Source organism: Allobosea sp. TAF32 (genome assembly GCF_052113585.1).
Lineage (GTDB): Bacteria > Pseudomonadota > Alphaproteobacteria > Rhizobiales > Beijerinckiaceae > Allobosea.
Genome location: NZ_JBFRDM010000007.1, coordinates 101,241 through 118,315, shown reverse-complemented (window position 1 = coordinate 118,315; position 17,075 = coordinate 101,241). Strand labels below are relative to the sequence as shown.

Below are 17,075 nucleotides of genomic sequence, written 5' to 3'. Positions count from 1 at the left end.
CCAGGCTACGGCCGGCTCAGCGTAGCGAGAGATGCCGGCTGAGCCGCAATTCGACCCTGTCCCAGACGCGCCGGATGATCTCTACCAGCACAAGATAGATCAGCGCCGCATAGAGATAGATCGACAGGTCGAAGGAGCGGGCGAAGGCGAGCCGCGTCGCGCCCATGAGGTCGAAGAGCGTGACCAGCGAGGCGATGGCGCTCGCCTTGATCATCACGATCAGCTCGTTGCCGAGCGGACGCAGCGCCAGGATCATCGCCTGCGGCATGATTACGAGACGCAGCGTCGCCCAGCGGTGCAGGCCGAGCGAGAGCGCCCCCTCGAACTGCCCGCGCGGGATGGATTGGATCGCGCCGCGCAGGATCTCGGCCTGATAGGCGGCCGTGTTGATCGTGAAGGTGAGAAGCGCGCAATAGAACGGGTCGCGAAAGAACCACCACAGGCCGACATCCTGCCAGAACAGCCGGAACTGACCGAGGCCGTAATAGACGAGGAAAAGCTGGCAGAGCAGCGGCGTGCCCCGAAAGAAGGTGGTGTAGCCGCTCACCAGCTTGCCGATCCAGGGCGCCCCGTAAAGCCTCGCGACCGCAAGGCCGAAAGCCATGACGAAGCCGAGCAGCACCGAGAAGAAGACCAGCTCGACCGTGATCCAGAGGCCGGACGCCATCCGGCAGCCGTAGTTCTGCAGGACTTCGCTACCGACGAACCAGCCGGGGTATTCGCACCAGTTCATCGCGTCGCGCCCCCGAAGGCCGCAAAGCCGCGATTGGCGCGCCTTTCCAGCCCGTCGATCGTCCGGGCAGAGATAAGCGAGAAGAAGAGGTAGATCATCATCGCCGCGCCGAAGAACAGGAAGGGTTCCTTGGTCACGACATTGGCGCGGGTCGTGATGAACATGATGTCCGGCAGGGTGATGACCGAGACCAGCGAAGTCTCCTTGAGCAGCACCATCCAGTTGTTGCCGAGGCCGGGCAGCGCCACACGGACAAGCTGCGGCAGCACGACAAGCCGGAAGGCCTGGCCCTTGCTCAAGCCGAGCGCCGCGGCAGCCTCGCGCTGGCCCTTCTGGATCGAGTTCAGCGCACCGACCCAGACCTCGCTGGAGAAAGCCGAGAGCACGACGCCGAGCGCGACCATGCCCGCAACAAAGGGGGGCATGCTGAAGGAACCGGGCAGGCCGAGGCTCTGCCAGAGCTGCTGAAGCAGGATCTGGATGCCGAAATAGATGATGTAGAGCGTGAGCAGCTCGGGCACGCCGCGAAAGACGGTGGTGTAGAGCGTGGAGATCCAGCGCAGCAGCGCGTTGTCGGAGCGCTTGCCGAGCGCGACGATCAGCCCCAGCGCAAGGCCGAAAGGCAGCGTCGCCAGCGCGATCGAGATCGTGACGGCGGCGCCCTGCAGCAGGGCCCAGCCCCAGCCTTCGGGGCCGAAGCCGAGCAGCGCGAATTTATCGAGCATGAAGATGCCGGGGCAGGAGAAGCTTATGCCCGCCGGCCCAGCCGGGCCGGCGGGAACGGTTCAGGACAGCCGGCTCAGTCGTATTTGAACCACTTGTCCTCGAGCTTCTTGTGCGAGCCGTCGGCCATGGTCTCGGCGATGGCCTTGCTGATCTTCTCCTTGAGCTCCGGGTCCGACTTGCGCACGGCGCCGCCGACGCCGGGGCCATGGATGGCGTCGTCGCGCTTCACCTCGGCGATCTTGCGGCAGCAATCCTTGCCCTTGCCCCGAAGGAAGTCGGACAGCGCGAGCGCGTCGGCGACGATGTAGTCGAGACGGCCGTTGAGCAGGTCGAGATTCGCTTCTTCCTGCGTCGGGTAGAGGCGAATGTCGGAGTCCTTGTAGAACTTCTCGAGATAGTTGGCGTGAATGGTCGAGCCCTGGGTGCCGACCGACTTGCCCTTGAGCGCGGCCGGCGAGATGTCGTCCGACTTGGTGCTCTTCGGCCCGATCGCCCAGATCGGCGTCTTGCTGTAGACCGCGGTGAAGTCGACCCGCTTCTTGCGCTCGTCGGTGGCGTTCATGCCGGCGAAGATGACGTCATACTTGTTGGCGAGCAGCGCCGGGATGATGCCATCCCAATCCTGCACCACCCAGGTGCATTTCACCTTCATCTTCTCGCAGAGCAGGTTGCCGTAATCGATCTCGAAGCCCTCGAGCTCCTTCTTGGCGTTCAGATTGTTGTAGGGCGGATAGGCGCCTTCGGTGCCGATCCGAATCTCCTTCCACTCCTTGGCCTGGGCGAGAGCGCCTGTCGCACCAGCCAGCGTCAGCGCCGCAGCAGCGACGAAACGAACGAAACCCTTCATGAAACCTCCCGCAGTTTCGAGGCCGCCGGATTTACCCTTGTCCCCGGTCCGACCCCGCTGCGACAGATTGGGCGCAGTTTCGCCTTACCCGCAAGAGGGTGCCCCGCAGCTTTTGACGGCCGGCACCGCCCAAAGGGCTGGCAACGAGGTCAATACTGCCAAAGGAGAAGACTGGCGTTGTGCGGGAGGCCCGACGGGCCGCGCGTTTCAGCGACGAGCGTCGATGACCGCCACGATCCAGATCGCAAGGCCGCCCAGCGCAAGCGCCGCACCGACCCAGCCGGTCGAGGTCCAGCCATAGCCAGCAGCGATCGCCATGCCGCCGAGCCAAGGGCCGAGCGCATTGGCGGTGTTGAAGGCGCTGTGGTTGAGCGCGGCGGCCAGCGTCTGCGCGTCCTCGGCGACATCCATCAGGCGCGTCTGCAGCATGGCACCGAGACCGCCGCCGCTGCCGATCATGAAGACGACCAGCGACACCGCCCAGATATTGCCGGAAGCGAAGGGGAAAGCCGCGAGCCAGAAAGCGCTCCAGAGCAAGAGGCCGGCAGTTGCCGGAACCAGCGCCCGGTCTGCCGCCCAGCCGGCGAAGAGCGTGCCGAGTGTCAGTCCAAGCCCGAAGACGGCGAGCACGACCGGCACAAGCGCGGGCGAAGCACCGGTCACCGCCATCAGGGTCGAGGCGAGATAGGCGTAGACCGCGAAGAGTCCGCCGAAACCGATCGCGCCGGTGGCGAGCGTGAGCCAGACCTGCCGACGCTTCAGCGCGCCGAGCTCCCGCAGCGGGCTCGCGCCCGGTTGCACCCTGTCGCGCGGCGCATAGAGCCCGATCAGCAGGACCGTCAGCAGGGCCAGCCCCGCGACGATGGCGAAGCCAGAGCGCCAGCCCAGGACCTGCCCCATCCAGCTCGCGGCGGGAACGCCGAGAATCGTCGCGATCGTCAGGCCAAGCATGACCCGCGCGACCGACTGCGCCCGCCGGTTCGGCGGCGAGAGCGAAGCGGCGACCAATGCCGCGACGCCGAAGTAGGCGCCGTGCGGCAGGCCGCTGAGGAAGCGGAAGGCCAGCATCCAGTGATAGTTCGGCGCCATAGCACTCAGGTCGTTGCCGATCGCGAAGACGGTCATCAGGCCGATCAGCAGCGTACGGCGCGGCACCCGCGCCGCCAGCACGGCAATCAGCGGCGCGCCGACCACGACGCCCAGCGCATAGATGCTGATGACATGCCCTGCCGTGGGTTCGTCGATGCCGAGGCCGGCCGAGAAATAGGGCAGCAGGCTCATCGCCGCGAATTCGGTCGTGCCGATCGCGAAACCGCCCATGGCGAGCGCGAACAGCACCAGCCCGACCGGCGTCGAGCGAATGGCGGACGTGCCTGCGTTCAGGCTGCGATCATGCGCGGCAAGGCTCATAAGTGGCTTTCGAAGGGATGGGCGCGCGATGCTGCGCCGCAACATGGAATAGCCATTCCGACACGCCATAGCAGCAGCGAAAACGACGCGGCCCCATGCACTGAGGGCATGGAAATCCGACCGATACGCTGCGGACGCGCGCAGCTATAAGGCGGGTTCAGACACAGGTGAGAGCAACGTGATTCCCTGGACGGTCCTCGACAGCGCGCCCCTGCCCGATGGCAGCGGAGATCTGCGCCTCAAGCAGCGGGGCAGCGAGTTCTCGATCATGCTGGGCAGCAACGAGCTGATGAACAGCCGTCTCAGCGGCTCGGAGGAGGCGCTGGCGAAGCTGGTCTGCGAGCGGCTGGGCCAGCGCCCCGGAATCCGAATGCTGATCGGCGGACTCGGGATGGGATTCACATTACGGGCCGCCCTCACCCATCTGCCGCCGGATGCAGAGGTCGAGGTGGCCGAACTGATCCCCGCCGTCGTCGACTGGGCGCGCGGGCCGATGGCGGCGGTCTTCGCCGGCTGCCTGGACGATCCGCGCACCCAACTGACCGTTGCCGACGTGGCCGGCGTCATCACCAACGCCAGGGGCCGCTACGACGCGATCCTGCTCGATGTCGACAATGGGCCGGAAGGGCTGACAGTCGCCGGCAATGACCGGCTCTATGCGGCAGGAGGGTTGCACGCCGCCAAGGAGGCGCTGCGGCCGGGCGGCATCCTCGCAATCTGGTCATCGGGCCCGGACCACGGCTTCACCCGGCGCCTGCGCAGCGCAGGCTTCGCCACCGAGGAGATCACGGCACGCGCCCGCCGCACGGGCGGCGGGGCGCGGCATGTGATCTGGCTGGCGGCGCGGCGCTAGCGATACCGAAGAACGGCCGGGATACCGGCCGATCTCCTCAGTTGAGCCGGCAGAGCCCGTCGCAGGGCGCCGCCGAAACGGTCTGGATGAATTCGCCAACCGCCTTCTGCGCATCCGGCTTCAGGACGGGCTGAGCCGCCTGCAAAGACGCGATCAGCGCCTGCCGATCCGGGGGCGCGATGCCAGCGGCGATATCGGCCGCGTTCTCGGCAAGGATGCGTGCGATCAAGAGCTGATTCTGAGGCTTCAACGCCGGATTGCGCAGCGCCAGCGCCGCTCCGGTGACGATCTGCTGCAGGCCTAGGCGCATTTGCCGGATGCCCTGAAAGCGAGCATCGGTCTTCTCGTCGGCCTGCAGATGCGCGCCGAAATTGTTGATCGCCTGCAGCGACGCGGCGACAGCCTTCAGCAGGAAGACATGGGTCCGCGTCAACTCGTCTTGGTACTCGGCGACGTTCTTGGCCGTGTCCGGCGGCTTCCGGTCGGCCGAGAACAGGGTATAGGCCTGCAGGATTCTCGTCTGCTTCTGGACGATGTTCAGCAACGCCGGGATATCGGCGCCCGTATAGGGCTTCTTGCCGAGGATGGCCTGCTCGTCCCAGACGTCAGCCAGCACCTTGCCTTCGACGGGATCGGCCAGGCGCGGCAGGCTCGGCTGGCTCTCCGACGCCTTCATCATCGTCTCGACCGACGCGGCGGCGGCGTCCATATAGGCCGATCCGTTCTGCGGCACCTCGGCGCGCGCTGCGAACCCCAGGAGACAGGCCCCGCCCAGGGCGGCGAGCCGTGCGATCGAACCGAACCTCGTCATGGTCTTCCTTTTCCTGCGGCGCGAGCCTCAGCCAGAAGGCAGAGCTCGGTGAAGAGAACCTGCGCCGCGCATTGCGCCGTGTTGCTGGTCGCATCGTATTGCGGCGCGACCTCGACGACATCAGCCGCCACGATGTCGCGCCCCTTGAGCGCGCGCAAAATCGCCAGTGCCTCGCGCGGCGTCAAGCCGCCAACTTCGGGCGTGCCGGTGCCGGGCGCAAAACCGGGGTCGAGCGAGTCGACATCGAAGGAGACATAGGTCGGCCCGTCGCCGATCACGGCCAACGCCTTGGCGATCACCGCATCAAGACCGAGATCGTCGACTTCATTGGCATGGATCACGGTCATGCCGGACTCGTAGGAGAACTCCCACAGATATTCGGCGCCGCCGCGGATGCCGATCTGGATCACGCGCTCGGGGTCGAGCACGCCATCCAGCACCGCCTGGCGAAACGGGCCGCCATGATGGAACTTCGAGCCCTCATAGGGGCCGGACGTGTCGCAATGGGCGTCGATATGCACCATGCCGACCGGGCGCTTCGCTCCCACGGCCTTGAGGATCGAATAGGTGATGGAGTGATCGCCGCCCACCGCCAGCGGCGAGACGCCGGCCTCGACGATCGTCCGGAAGGTCGCCTCTATATCCTCATGGCAGCTTTCGAGCGAATAGCGCGAACGGAACGGCACGTCACCGACATCGGCGGCCTTGATCATGGTGAAGGGCGCCGTGCCGAGCGCATGATCCATGGGGCCCATCCGCTCGATGGCACGGACAGCGCGCGGGCCGAGGCGGGCGCCGGCCCGGTTGGTCACGCCCAGATCCATCGGCACGCCGATGATCGCGACATCGAGGCCGCCGATATCGGGCTTGGCGAGGGCGTCCGGGCGATAGGGCGCACCGACGAAGGTCGCGACATCGGCGAAGGGCCATTTGCGCCTGTCGCCGGTGAACTGGCCTGCCGCGACCTTGGCGAAGCGCGGATCGTGAATGTCGCCGCCGCTGGCGCCGGCATAGCGCTGCCTGAGCCGGTTGAGCCTGTCCTGATCCATGCCTGCCTCCTCGCGGACTTGCCTCAGCCCGGAATGCGCTCGAGCATCAGCACCGTGTGGTCCTGATATTCGACCTGTCCGAAGCCCTTGTAGCCGAGCTTTTGCGCGACGCGTAGGGAAGCAACGTTCTCGGGCGCGATGATGCAGACGCTGCGCCGTGCGCCATGGGTCGCCGCAAACCAGCCGTGAGCGGCAGCCGCCGCTTCGCTTGCATAGCCCTTGCCGTGAGCCTCTGCGGCCAAAATCCAACCGGCCTCGGGGGCATTGTCGAACTGCGGGGACAGCCCACGGCAACCGTCGAACAGGCCGATCTCGCCGACGAAGGCGCTGCTGTGTCTCTCGACCGCCACAAACATGCCGTATCCGCGCAGAGCCCAATGGCCGGCGATGCGGGTCAACCGATGCCAGGCCTCCTCCCGGCTGAGCGCCCGGCCGCCGAGGTAGCGAACGACATCCGGGTCGCTGCGCATCGCGTGGATCGCATCGAGATCATCGATCTCAGGGCGGCGCAGCCGCAGGTTTTCAGTCTCGATCATGGCCGCTTTAAGCATCGCCGCGGGAGCGAGCCAAGAGATGCATCGGAACTAGCCGAAAGTCGCAAGAATCGTCGATGAAATCCCTCGCGCTTCGAAAATCCATTCGCTACAACGCGTTTCGGAACGTCGGGCGACAGAACCCCTTTCGAAACGCCCGCACCCCCTGAATGTCCGAGGAGAATCGCTAGATGAAGCGTCGTCAGTTTATTCAGACCGCGGCTGCCGGCGCCGCGGCCAGCGCTGTGGCCATGCCTGCGGTTGCGCAGTCCAATCCCGAGGTGAAGTGGCGCCTGGCCTCGAGCTTCCCGAAGTCGCTCGATACGATCTATGCCGGCGCCGAGATCATGGCCAAGATGGTCTCCGAGCTGACCGACGGAAAGTTCCAGATCCAGGTCTTCGCCGCCGGCGAAATCGTCCCGGCCCTGCAGGCTCTCGACGCCGTCACGAACAACACCGTCGAGATGTGCCACACCGTCTCGTATTACTATGTCGGCAAGGATCCGACCTTCGCGATCCCCGCCTCGGTGCCGTTCGGCCTCAACGCCCGCATGCAGAACGCCTGGCTGTTCCAGCATGGCGGCAACGAGCTGTTCAACGAATTCTACAAGAAGTTCAACGCCTACGGCCTTCCCTGCGGCAATACCGGCGCGCAGATGGGCGGCTGGTTCCGCAAGGAAATCAAGTCGACCACCGATCTCCAAGGCCTGAAGATGCGCATCGGCGGCATCGCCGGCTCGGTGCTGCAGAAGCTCGGCGTCGTGCCGCAGCAGCTCGGCGGCGGCGACATCTACCCGGCGCTCGAGAAGGGCACCATCGACGGCGCCGAGTGGGTCGGTCCCTATGACGACGAGAAGCTCGGCTTCGCCAAGGTCGCGCCGTACTATTACTATCCGGGCTTCTGGGAGGGTGGACCGACCGTCCACGCCTTCGTGAACCTCGAGAAGTGGAACTCGCTGCCGAAGACCTATCAGGCCGCGCTCACCGCCGCCTGCACCTATGCGAACACCCAGATGGCGGCACGCTATGATGTCGTGAATCCGCCGGCGCTGAAGCGACTGGTTGCGGCCGGCACGCAGCTGCGCCCCTTCCCGCAGGACGTGCTGGAAGCGAGCCTCAAGGCCTCGAACGAGCTCTATTCCGAAATTTCGGCGAAGAACCCGGACTTCAAGAAGGCGATCGAGACCATGGCCGCGTTCCGTTCCGACCAGTATCTCTGGTGGCAGGTGGCGGAGCTGAGCTTCGACGTCTTCCAGGTGCGCACGCGCGCACGCTGAACGGCGGACGCCAAATCGTTGTTTCGAAGGCCCGGCATCACGCCGGGCCTTTTTTATTTGGCTGGTTGCCGCGGCGAGCGATCCATTGCGGATTATCGGCCCTGCCCCGCAATCCATGACGAAATTGCATGATTGCCATGCAAATACATCTTGCGCCGACAACCAGACCTGCTTTGCTGGCGTGCGTCAGCAACGACCGGAAAACCGGCGTGCATGCCTCTGAGGGAGAGCAAACTGGATGAAGCGTCGTCTATTCCTGAAGACCGCAGCAATCGGGGCAGCTGCGGGAACTATCGCGAGCCCGGCCATTGCGCAGCCGATGCCGGAGATCAAATGGCGGATCACCTCGTCCTTCCCGAAATCGCTCGATACGATCTACGGCGCCTCGGAAGTTCTGGCCAAGGCCGTTTCAGAAGCGACTGACGGCAATTTTCAAATTCAGGTTTTCGCAGCTGGCGAGATCGTGCCGGCTCTGCAGGCGGCGGATGCCGTGACGAACGGCACCGTCGAGATGTGCCACACCGCCTCCTACTACTATGTCGGAAAAGACCCGACCTTCGCCTTCGGCACGGCCGTGCCGTTCGGACTCAATTCCCGCCAGCAGAACGCCTGGTTTTACCATGGCGGCGGTATGGATTTGCTGAACGAGTTCTACAAGAAGGCGAACATCTACGCCCTGCCCGGTGGCAATACCGGCTGCCAGATGGGTGGGTGGTTCCGCAAGGAGATCAAGACCGCCGCCGACCTGCAGGGCGTGAAGATGCGCATCGGGGGCTTTGCCGGGCAGGTGATGAGCAAGCTCGGCGTCGTGCCGCAACAGATCGGCGGCGGGGATATCTACCCGGCGCTGGAGAAGGGAACCATCGACGCGGCGGAGTGGGTCGGCCCCGCCGATGACGAGAAGCTCGGCTTCAACAAGGTTGCGCCCTATTACTACTATCCCGGCTGGTGGGAGGGCGGAGCCTCGCTCCACTTCTTCATCAACACGGCGAAGTGGAACGAACTGCCGAAGGTCTACAAGTCGCTGCTCACGACAGCCGCCGCCCAGGCGAATATCGACATGCAGGCGAAGTACGACGCCCGCAATCCGGCCGCGCTCAAGCGCCTTGTCGCCGCCGGCGCGCAACTGCGCCCGTTTTCGCAGGAGATCCTCGAAGCCTGCCTGAAGGCATCGAAGGAAGTCTACGCGGAAACCAGCGCCAAGAATCCGGACTTCAAGAAGATCTACGATTCGATGTCGGCCTTCCGCGGCGACCAATATCTGTGGTTCCAGATCGCGGAATACACCTACGACAACTTCCTGATCCGCTCGCGCGTTTCGAACCTGCTCTGACCCAACGGAGCTTCCAGCGCGAGCGACACTTGCCCCGGCGCAAGCCGGGGTTTTTCATCGCATTGCGCCAAGCCACTCCCGCGGCAGCGCGCGCCATGCTAGACGGGATGCCATAGCCGTGCCTTGCTTTAGGGTTAGCAGGCATCGTCGCTCGGAAATCGCCATGCCCCGCACCGTCCTCGCCCTGCTCCTGACCTGCCTTGCGACCGCTGCCACAGCGCAATCGCTCGGCGAGCCCTTGCCGGGGCGCGCCGCTCCTCGCGAATCCTTCAGCAAACCCGCCCCCGCGGCCAGCAAGGGCGCCCGCCCCTGCCCCGAATACGGCGCCGGCTTCGTCCGCCTCGAAGGCTCCTCCCTCTGCGTCCGGGCCGGCGGCTCGGTCCGCGCCGAATTCGGGAAGAGCTCGCGCAACGGTTATGGCAGCCGCGCGGACGGGATGGCCTATCTCGAAAGCCGTGGCCAGACCGCCCTCGGGCCTGTCCGCTCGGTCCTCAGCGTTCGCGGCGGGGTCGATCGCGGCCTGGATTCCGGGCCGTTCCGCTACTGATCTCTTTATTTTCTACCGCGTTGTCGTCACGCGAGCCGGTGTCCGCTGCTCTCAAGGACGCTCTCGCCCTGAGGCTTCAGTAGCCGCGCGACCTCCGCCTGAAGCACGGGAACCAACTCTCGCTCGAACCAGGGATTGCGCTTGAGCCAGGCGTTGTTGCGCCAGGACGGGTGCGGCAGCGGCAGCACGCGCGGATGCACCGGCCGGGCCAGGATCTCACGCCAGTTCGACACCGTCCCCGAGAGATTGGCGGCCTCCTTTGCACCCAGATGCCAGCCCTGGGCATAGCGCCCGATCGCGAGCACAAGCTCGATCCGCGGCAGTGCCGCGAAGACCCGTCCGCGCCAGGCCGGCGCGCATTCCCGCCTCGGCGGCTTGTCTCCGCCCTTCGCGTCCAGCCCCGGAAAGCAATGCCCCATCGGCACGATGGCGACCTTGGCGGCGTCGTAGAACGCCGCCTCGTCGATGCCGAGCCAGCTCCGCAACCTCACGCCGGAAGGGTCGGTGAACGGGCGGCCGCTGGCATGAACGCGCGTGCCTGGGGCCTGCCCGGCGATGCAGAGCCGCGCCGTCGCGGAAGCCTGGATCACCGGGCGCGGCTGGTGCGGCAACGGCGGCAGGTAGAGCGGCGCGTCACGGCAAATCCGGCAGGCCCGCAGTTCCGCCAGCACCTCGTCGAGCGTTTCCGGCGCGCTCATCGCCTTGCCAGCCTGGAACGTCCGGGAGCCTGCGAGATTAGCCCATCGCAGACCCAAGCGGGCTGCTTCGCCGCATAGTCGTGCGGATCGCCTTTCTCGATCCGGGCGAGACCGTTGATGCGGCCGCTCGGACGGTTGCGGATGACATAGAGATCGCCGCTGACCTCGATGGTGAAACAATAGGTCCGGCGCGTTTCCTGCGGACCGTAGTAGTAGCAAACCGCGTCCGCGGTCGTCGTCCAGCAGGCATCCTTGTTCGACACGCCGCGGTTGTGACCGCTCGCGCGACCGTCGGGATGGTGAAACTCGCTGAAGGGCAGGTTGGTGCCGGTATAGACACCGGAGACGGTGTTGCCTTCGAACAGCCGCCGGATCTGCTCACCGTTCAGCCGCTCGGCCGCGCCGGCACCGGTCGCGGCGAGAAGCCCAAGGACCGCGACCGCGATGCCCGAGCACCGTCGCATCAGCGTTGCGCCAGCTTCCGGCTCATCGGCGGCGCCGGGGCGCGCGAGATCAAACCGTCGCAATACCAGGGCGTGCCGTTGTCGGTATGGTTGCGCGGATTGCCGAGTTCGACCTTGGCCAGCGCATTGACCATGCCGTTGCCGACGTTGCGCAGCACGTAGAGGTCGCCGCTCATCTCGACGGTGAAGCAATGCACCGTGCGATCGCTCGGCGGGCCGTAATAGTAGCAGATGCGGTCCGGCTTGGTGATCCAGCAGGCATCGGTATTGGGTTGCCAGCCATTATGGCCGAGCGCCTGCCCGTTCGGATCGTGATACTCGGTGAAGAAGCCGCCATTGGTGTAGCGCCCGGACACCGTGTTGCCGCGAAAGGCGCGTTCGATCGCCTCCCCGCTCAGGCGTTCGACCGCCTGCGCCGCGGTGACCGGAACCAGCAGAGCCAACAGGAACGGGAACAACCGGCGCATCACGCCTTCCAGCTCGGGCGCGTCGACAGCTGATCGTGCCAGCGGCGGATATGGACGAAGTCCTCGGCGAGCGGAATGCGTGAGGGCTTCATGAAGTCGATGGCGATGCCAGCGGTAATATCCGCCACGGAGAGGGCTTCGCCGCAGACGAAGGCGTTGCCGGCAAGCTGCAATTCCAGCAGCCAGAGATGGTCGTCCACGTGGTCCCGATTGGCCTCCGCCCATTCGGGGACCTGGTCCTCAAGCTCTGCCATGGACGGATGGCTGTGGCGGAAGACGGCGGCAACGCTGGCGAACAGCCCGAGCTCGATCCGCCGGTTCCACATCTCGATGGTCGCCTGCTCCTTCGGATCGCGGCCGAACAGCGCCGGCTGGGGATGAAGCGCCTCGATGTAGCGGCAGATCGCGATGGTCTCGGCAAGCGCGGTGCCATCGTCGAGTTCGAGCACCGGCAGGCGCTGCGCCGGGTTGATCCGGGCGAAGGCTTCGGTCCGATGCTCCTTCTTGGCGATGTCGATCGCCACCAGATCCGGCAGCGCCACGCCCTTTTCCGCGAAGAAGATGCGGACCCGCCGCGGATTTGGCGCCCGCCCGCCATCGTAGAGCTTCATCAGATGTTCTCCGTCTCCGGTGCACCGGATCACGGCCCGCGCCGGAAGGTCAACCACATGCTGCGGTTTCGTGACGCCAGCAAGGCGGGCGATGCCGCATCCGGCCGGGAGGGCCCGGGCTCAGCGCGGATGGGCGCGACGCCAGGCCTCGGGCCGCTCGAACTGCAGCGCCCAGAGTCCGCGCCGCGCGGCCCGCGCCTCCTCCTCCTGGGCCCGATAAGCACCATAGGACACCGCTTGGCCGTCGCGGACCATGCGGGCATTGACGTCCTCCTCGCCGACCCGGCAGCGGGCCAGCCCGCGGCCGTAGCGATCGACCTTGCCGATCTCGCAGGTCGCCATCCCCCCGGCCAGCATGGCCTGCAAGGCACGCCGCGCCTCGCGCCCGCAGGCAACCTGCCGGCCGGCCCGGTCGGTGCAGCTCTGGCGATATTCGGGGGCGTCGATCCCCTCCAGCCGCAGCTCCTCGCCGAGCAGCCTCAGCGAATCGCCATCGATCGCCTGCGCCGCTCCGACCAGCGTCCGGGCGGGGCCGAGGCGGTATTGCAGGATCGCACCAGCGAGCGCCAAAAAGCCGAGAAAGCCGAGCGCCACGGCGAAATCCGTGACGCGGCCGACACGGCGCCAGCCGAAGGGGCCGGAACGAGAGCTGCTAAATCCGAAGGGAGCCATCAGGAAGAGCTTAACGATTTGGTGTCCATGATGGCGAGCCGTTTGCGCATCCCGCGCGGCGGCACGAGGATACATCTTTCCGACCATGGCGGAAGTGACGGCCGAACAGGTGCAGCGCGGGCGCGGGCCCGATCCTTCCGTCGTGGCGCGCCGCAAGCACGTTTCACGGGAAGTGAAATCCGTGCGCGAGCGCCTGACGTCCTCGACCGGGCTCGAGCGCGCCTTCGATTCCGAATTGCTGCGCGTCTTCGCGCAATACCGCCTGACCGGCTCCGCCGGCACGCTGGTGCTGGTGATCGGCATCGCCGCAGCCGCCTGTCTGTGGCTGCCGACCATGTATGTCGCGCTGTGGAGCGCCGCGGTCCTCGCCAGCACGCTCATCATCGTCGCCCTGTCGCGCCGCTATCTGCGCAAGCCCGCCGATACGGTCCGGCTGAAACGTTGGCGCCGGCTCTTCACCCTGGCAGAGGGCATTCACGGCTTCTCCTGGGCGCTTCTCCTGCTGCTGTTCGCGCCTGTCGAGGCTCCCGGCGCGAAGGTCTTCGTCACCACGGCGCTGCTCATCGTCAGCGCGCTCACGGTCATGCTCTCCGCCACGATTCCGATCGCGGTCTATGCCGGGCTGACGCCGATCATCGCCGGCATCATGGCGTTCTTCTGGGAACGGCGCGACATGGACAGCGTGACGATGGCGCTGATGGCGGCCTCGGCACAACTCTTCTTCATCTTCCTGGCCAACCGGCTCTATGCCAGCTCGGTCGACTCGATCGGCTTCCGGGCCGAGAAGGACGCGCTGATCGCCGAACTCGAAACCGCGAATGCGAATTCCGACGAGGCCCGGCGCAAGGCGGAGGAAGCCAATCTCGCCAAGTCGCGCTTCCTCGCCACGATGAGCCACGAGCTGCGCACGCCGCTCAACGCCATCCTCGGCTTCTCCGAGGTGATGAAGAGCGAGATCTTCGGCGCGCACGCCAATGCCGCCTACAAGGAATATTCGGCCGATATCCACGGCTCGGGCCAGCACCTGCTGAACCTGATCAACGAAATCCTCGACCTGTCGCGCATCGAAGCCGGCAAATACGAGCTGAACGAGGAGGCGCTGTCGCTCGTCGACATCGTAGAGGACTGCCGGCACATGCTGGCAATGCGCGCCAAGGCCAAGGGCCAGAGCATCCGCACGCTTGCAGAGCCGCAGCTGCCGCGGGTCTGGGCCGATGAGCGCGCCATCCGCCAGGTCGTCCTCAACGTGCTCTCGAACGCGATCAAATTCACGCCTCAGGGCGGCGAGATCACGATCAAGGTCGGCTGGACGGCGACGGGCGGGCAATATGTCTCGGTCGCCGATACCGGGCCCGGCATCCCCGAGAACGAGATCCCGATCGTGATGCAGAGCTTCGGGCGCGGCTCGCTCGCCATCAAAACCGCCGAGCAGGGCTCGGGGCTGGGCCTGCCGATCGTCAAGGGACTGATCGATCTCCACGGCGGCAGCTTCAACCTGAAATCGAAGCCGCGCGCCGGGACGGAAGTGACCATCACCCTGCCGGCCGAGCGCGTGATGGACACGCTCGCCGCCTTGCCCGAGCCGAAGTCGCGGGCGGCATGAACTGCAAATCCGCGGCGGCAACGCCCGAATCTCGCCCCATCGATCGGCAACATCCATAGACGCCTCGCTCGGGGCGCCCACACTCTCCTCTCGGACCCTCGCATCATGAACCGGAAAACGCGCGTCGCCGTGCTCTATGGCGGAAAGTCGGGCGAACACGAGGTCTCGCTGAAATCGGCGGCCTCCGTCCTGCGCTATCTCGACCGGGACCGGTTCGAGCCCGTGCCGATCAGCATCGACAAGCAGGGCCGTTGGCAATGCCACGATCTGCGGCGCATCGAAGCCACGAACAGCGACAGCCTGCCGATCCCGGCGGATTCTCCGGCTATCCGGCTGGAAGCGCGGGGCACGCAGACCGCAATTCTGCCCGCCGACAACACCGCGCCTGCCATCGCGCCGGTCGATGTGGTGTTCCCGGTAATCCACGGCCCGCTCTGCGAGGACGGCGCGATGCAGGGCCTGCTGGAGCTTTCGGGCGCGGCTTATGTCGGTTCGGGCGTGCTGGCCTCCGCGGTGGGCATGCACAAGGACATCGCCAAGCGCCTCGCCGCGCTCGCCGGGCTGCCGGTCGCGCCATATCTTGCCCTGTCGCGCCGCGACTATCGCCGCGACCCCGAGGGCTCGGCGAGTGCGGCGCGCGAGGCACTGACGCTCCCGATCTTCGTCAAGCCCTGCAATATGGGCTCCAGCGTCGGCGTCCATAAGGTCAAGCGCTGGGAGGATCTTGACGCGGCGCTCGCCGATGCCTTCCTGTACGACACCAAGGTGCTGATCGAGCAGGGCATCGATGCCCGCGAGATCGAGGTCGCAGTGCTCGACGGCGATCCGCCGGTGGCGAGCGTCGCGAGCGAGCTCAACGCCGGCCCGCAGCACGAATTCTACTCCTACGAGGCCAAGTATATCGACCAGGACGGCGCAACCGTCGACCTGCCGGCGAAGCTCGATCCGTACCAGATGGCACGCGTGCGCCAGCTCGCCATCGACGCCTTCGTCGCACTGGAATGCAGTGGGCTGGCGCGGGTCGACTTCTTCCTCGACCGCCAGAGCGGCGCCTTCTACTTCAACGAGATCAACACGCTGCCGGGCTTCACCGCGATCAGCATGTATCCGAAGATGATGGAGGCTTCCGGCCTGCCCTACCCCGCGCTAATCACCCGCCTGATCGAACTGGCGCAGGAGCGACACGCCGAGCGGGCGGGGCTGAAGACGGATTATACGGAGTGAGCGGAACGTCATTCTCGGGCGGAGCGAAGCGCAGACCCGAGAATCTCAGAACAAGAGAAGACTGGTTTCCGAGATGCTCGGGTCAAGCCCGAGCATGACTGCTCATCTCAATCCTTCCGCGCGACCTGTGCCTGCTCGAAGGTCGCCATGCCCGAATGGACCGCCGCCGCCGCCTTGACGAGGCCTGCGGCGAGCGCCGCGCCCGTGCCCTCACCCAGCCGCATGTCGAGCGCGAGCAGCGGCACCTTGCCGAGACGAGCGAGCACATCGGCATGGGCGCCCTCAGCCGAGAGATGGCCGGCGATGCAGTGGTCGATCGCGGAGGGCTCGATGGCATGCAGGATCGCCGCGGCAGCCGTCACGACGTATCCATCGAGGATCACCGGGATGCGCTGCGAGCGCGCGGCGATGATCGCGCCGCAGATCGCCGCGACCTCGCGCCCGCCGAGGCGACGCAGCACTTCGAGCGGGTCCTTGAGATGGGCGCGATGCAGGGCCAGCCCCTTCTCCACCGCCGCGACCTTGCGCTTGAAGCCGGCTTCATCGACGCCGGTGCCGTGCCCGCACCAATGCGCGGCGTCGCCGCCATAGAGGGCGGCGTAGATCGCCGCGGCCGAGGTGGTGTTGCCGATGCCCATCTCGCCGAGGCAGAGCAGATCGGTGCCGCCGACAAGCGCTTCCATGCCGAAGGCCATGGTGGCGACGCAGGCGCGCTCGTCGAGTGCATCGGTCTGGGTGAAGTCTCCCGTCGGCAGGTCCAGCGCGAGATCGAAGACCTTGAAGCCGAGATCATAGGCCGCGCAGATCTGGTTGATCGCAGCGCCGCCCGCCGCGAAATTCTCCAGCATCTGGCGCGTCACCGTCTGCGGGTAGGCCGAGACGCCCTGAGCCACGACGCCGTGATTGCCTGCGAAGACGCAGACCAGCGGCCGGTCGACGCGCGGCGGCGCCTTGCCCTGCCAGGCCGCGAGCCATTCCGCGATCTCCTCCATGCGGCCGAGGCTGCCGGCCGGCTTGGTGAGATTGGCGTCGCGGGCGCGTACCGCGTTCGCCGCCGCCATGTCGGGGCCGGGCATCGCGGCGATGAGTTCGCGGATATCGTCGAAGGGCAATCCGGAGGCGGCCATGGGCAAATCCATTACGCAAGGAACCGCATCAGCGCATCGGCATGGCGGCAGGATTGAAGCTGCTGCTATAGGGTCGGGAGCGTGAAGACA

The 17,075-nt window shown here is 66.1% G+C and carries 19 protein-coding genes; 6 read left to right on the top strand and 13 right to left on the bottom strand.

Going from position 1 to position 17,075, the window contains the following annotated elements; all coding sequences use genetic code 11:
- Positions 1-16 precede the first annotated feature (16 nt).
- The 4 genes from AB4Z16_RS15910 to AB4Z16_RS15895 form a co-directional block, all read right to left on the bottom strand.
- A complete protein-coding gene (locus AB4Z16_RS15910) occupies positions 17-733 on the bottom strand; it encodes an ABC transporter permease (RefSeq protein ID WP_441512332.1) in 717 nt (238 codons plus the stop codon).
- On the bottom strand, positions 730-1,458 hold the full coding sequence (locus tag AB4Z16_RS15905; protein ID WP_441512331.1) for an ABC transporter permease: 729 nt from the start codon (positions 1,456-1,458) through the stop codon (positions 730-732). The genes AB4Z16_RS15910 and AB4Z16_RS15905 overlap by 4 nt, the downstream gene beginning before the upstream one ends.
- 74 nt (positions 1,459-1,532) lie before the next feature.
- Positions 1,533-2,306: a transporter substrate-binding domain-containing protein gene (locus tag AB4Z16_RS15900; RefSeq protein WP_441512330.1), complete on the bottom strand. Its 774-nt coding sequence runs from the start codon at positions 2,304-2,306 to the stop codon at positions 1,533-1,535.
- A 207-nt stretch (positions 2,307-2,513) separates the two neighbouring features.
- Positions 2,514-3,716: an MFS transporter gene (locus AB4Z16_RS15895; protein ID WP_441512329.1), complete on the bottom strand. Its 1,203-nt coding sequence runs from the start codon at positions 3,714-3,716 to the stop codon at positions 2,514-2,516.
- A gap of 178 nt (positions 3,717-3,894) precedes the next feature.
- Between AB4Z16_RS15895 and AB4Z16_RS15890 the strand changes: the two genes are divergently transcribed.
- Complete coding sequence (locus tag AB4Z16_RS15890) at positions 3,895-4,569, top strand: spermidine synthase (protein ID WP_441512328.1); 675 nt, start codon at positions 3,895-3,897, stop codon at positions 4,567-4,569.
- Positions 4,570-4,606: 37 nt separating this feature from the next.
- Here the strand turns inward: AB4Z16_RS15890 and AB4Z16_RS15885 are convergent, their stop codons facing one another.
- From AB4Z16_RS15885 to AB4Z16_RS15875, 3 genes are read right to left on the bottom strand one after another with little or no spacing between them, the layout of a single operon-like run.
- Complete coding sequence (locus AB4Z16_RS15885; RefSeq protein WP_441512327.1) at positions 4,607-5,380, bottom strand: hypothetical protein; 774 nt, start codon at positions 5,378-5,380, stop codon at positions 4,607-4,609.
- Positions 5,377-6,429, bottom strand: coding sequence for an agmatinase (gene speB, locus AB4Z16_RS15880; RefSeq protein ID WP_441512326.1), 1,053 nt, complete (start codon positions 6,427-6,429; stop codon positions 5,377-5,379). The genes AB4Z16_RS15885 and speB overlap by 4 nt, the downstream gene beginning before the upstream one ends.
- Before the next feature lie 23 nt (positions 6,430-6,452).
- Positions 6,453-6,965, bottom strand: a complete 513-nt coding sequence (locus AB4Z16_RS15875) for a GNAT family N-acetyltransferase (RefSeq protein WP_441512325.1) — start codon at positions 6,963-6,965, stop codon at positions 6,453-6,455.
- 188 nt (positions 6,966-7,153) lie between these two features.
- Here AB4Z16_RS15875 and AB4Z16_RS15870 point away from each other — a divergent pair, with 188 nt between their 5' ends.
- From AB4Z16_RS15870 to AB4Z16_RS15860, 3 genes are all read left to right on the top strand, one after another.
- Positions 7,154-8,239, top strand: a complete 1,086-nt coding sequence (locus AB4Z16_RS15870; protein WP_441512324.1) for a TRAP transporter substrate-binding protein — start codon at positions 7,154-7,156, stop codon at positions 8,237-8,239.
- A 238-nt stretch (positions 8,240-8,477) separates the two neighbouring features.
- Positions 8,478-9,572: a TRAP transporter substrate-binding protein gene (locus tag AB4Z16_RS15865; RefSeq protein ID WP_441512323.1), complete on the top strand. Its 1,095-nt coding sequence runs from the start codon at positions 8,478-8,480 to the stop codon at positions 9,570-9,572.
- 163 nt (positions 9,573-9,735) lie between these two features.
- Positions 9,736-10,119 (top strand): porin family protein, encoded by a 384-nt coding sequence (locus tag AB4Z16_RS15860; RefSeq protein WP_441512322.1) that lies wholly within the window; start codon positions 9,736-9,738, stop codon positions 10,117-10,119.
- Positions 10,120-10,145: 26 nt separating this feature from the next.
- Here AB4Z16_RS15860 and AB4Z16_RS15855 read toward each other — a convergent pair whose 3' ends face one another.
- The 5 genes from AB4Z16_RS15855 to AB4Z16_RS15835 all read right to left on the bottom strand — a co-directional run bounded on the left by AB4Z16_RS15855 (position 10,146) and on the right by AB4Z16_RS15835 (position 13,031).
- Positions 10,146-10,817: a uracil-DNA glycosylase family protein gene (locus tag AB4Z16_RS15855; RefSeq protein WP_441512321.1), complete on the bottom strand. Its 672-nt coding sequence runs from the start codon at positions 10,815-10,817 to the stop codon at positions 10,146-10,148.
- On the bottom strand, positions 10,814-11,281 hold the full coding sequence (locus tag AB4Z16_RS15850; RefSeq protein ID WP_441512320.1) for a hypothetical protein: 468 nt from the start codon (positions 11,279-11,281) through the stop codon (positions 10,814-10,816). The genes AB4Z16_RS15855 and AB4Z16_RS15850 overlap by 4 nt, the downstream gene beginning before the upstream one ends.
- Positions 11,281-11,748 carry a hypothetical protein gene (locus AB4Z16_RS15845; RefSeq protein ID WP_441512319.1) on the bottom strand — a complete coding sequence of 156 codons (468 nt, stop codon included), beginning with the start codon at positions 11,746-11,748 and terminating at the stop codon, positions 11,281-11,283. Before AB4Z16_RS15845 ends, AB4Z16_RS15850 begins: the two co-directional genes overlap by 1 nt.
- Complete coding sequence (locus AB4Z16_RS15840; protein WP_441512318.1) at positions 11,748-12,359, bottom strand: glutathione S-transferase family protein; 612 nt, start codon at positions 12,357-12,359, stop codon at positions 11,748-11,750. The genes AB4Z16_RS15845 and AB4Z16_RS15840 overlap by 1 nt, the downstream gene beginning before the upstream one ends.
- Positions 12,360-12,479: 120 nt before the next feature.
- Positions 12,480-13,031, bottom strand: coding sequence for a thermonuclease family protein (locus tag AB4Z16_RS15835; protein ID WP_441512317.1), 552 nt, complete (start codon positions 13,029-13,031; stop codon positions 12,480-12,482).
- Positions 13,032-13,116: 85 nt separating this feature from the next.
- Here AB4Z16_RS15835 and AB4Z16_RS15830 point away from each other — a divergent pair, with 85 nt between their 5' ends.
- Together AB4Z16_RS15830 and AB4Z16_RS15825 are read left to right on the top strand one after the other, a co-directional pair.
- Positions 13,117-14,634: a sensor histidine kinase gene (locus AB4Z16_RS15830; RefSeq protein WP_441512316.1), complete on the top strand. Its 1,518-nt coding sequence runs from the start codon at positions 13,117-13,119 to the stop codon at positions 14,632-14,634.
- A gap of 105 nt (positions 14,635-14,739) precedes the next feature.
- The gene (locus tag AB4Z16_RS15825) at positions 14,740-15,858 is read left to right on the top strand and encodes a D-alanine--D-alanine ligase family protein (RefSeq protein WP_441512315.1); all 1,119 of its coding nucleotides are present in this window, start codon (positions 14,740-14,742) and stop codon (positions 15,856-15,858) included.
- A 107-nt stretch (positions 15,859-15,965) separates the two neighbouring features.
- Here the strand turns inward: AB4Z16_RS15825 and cobT are convergent, their stop codons facing one another.
- Positions 15,966-16,985 carry a nicotinate-nucleotide--dimethylbenzimidazole phosphoribosyltransferase gene (gene cobT / locus AB4Z16_RS15820; protein ID WP_441512314.1) on the bottom strand — a complete coding sequence of 340 codons (1,020 nt, stop codon included), beginning with the start codon at positions 16,983-16,985 and terminating at the stop codon, positions 15,966-15,968.
- Positions 16,986-17,075: the final 90 nt, after the last annotated feature.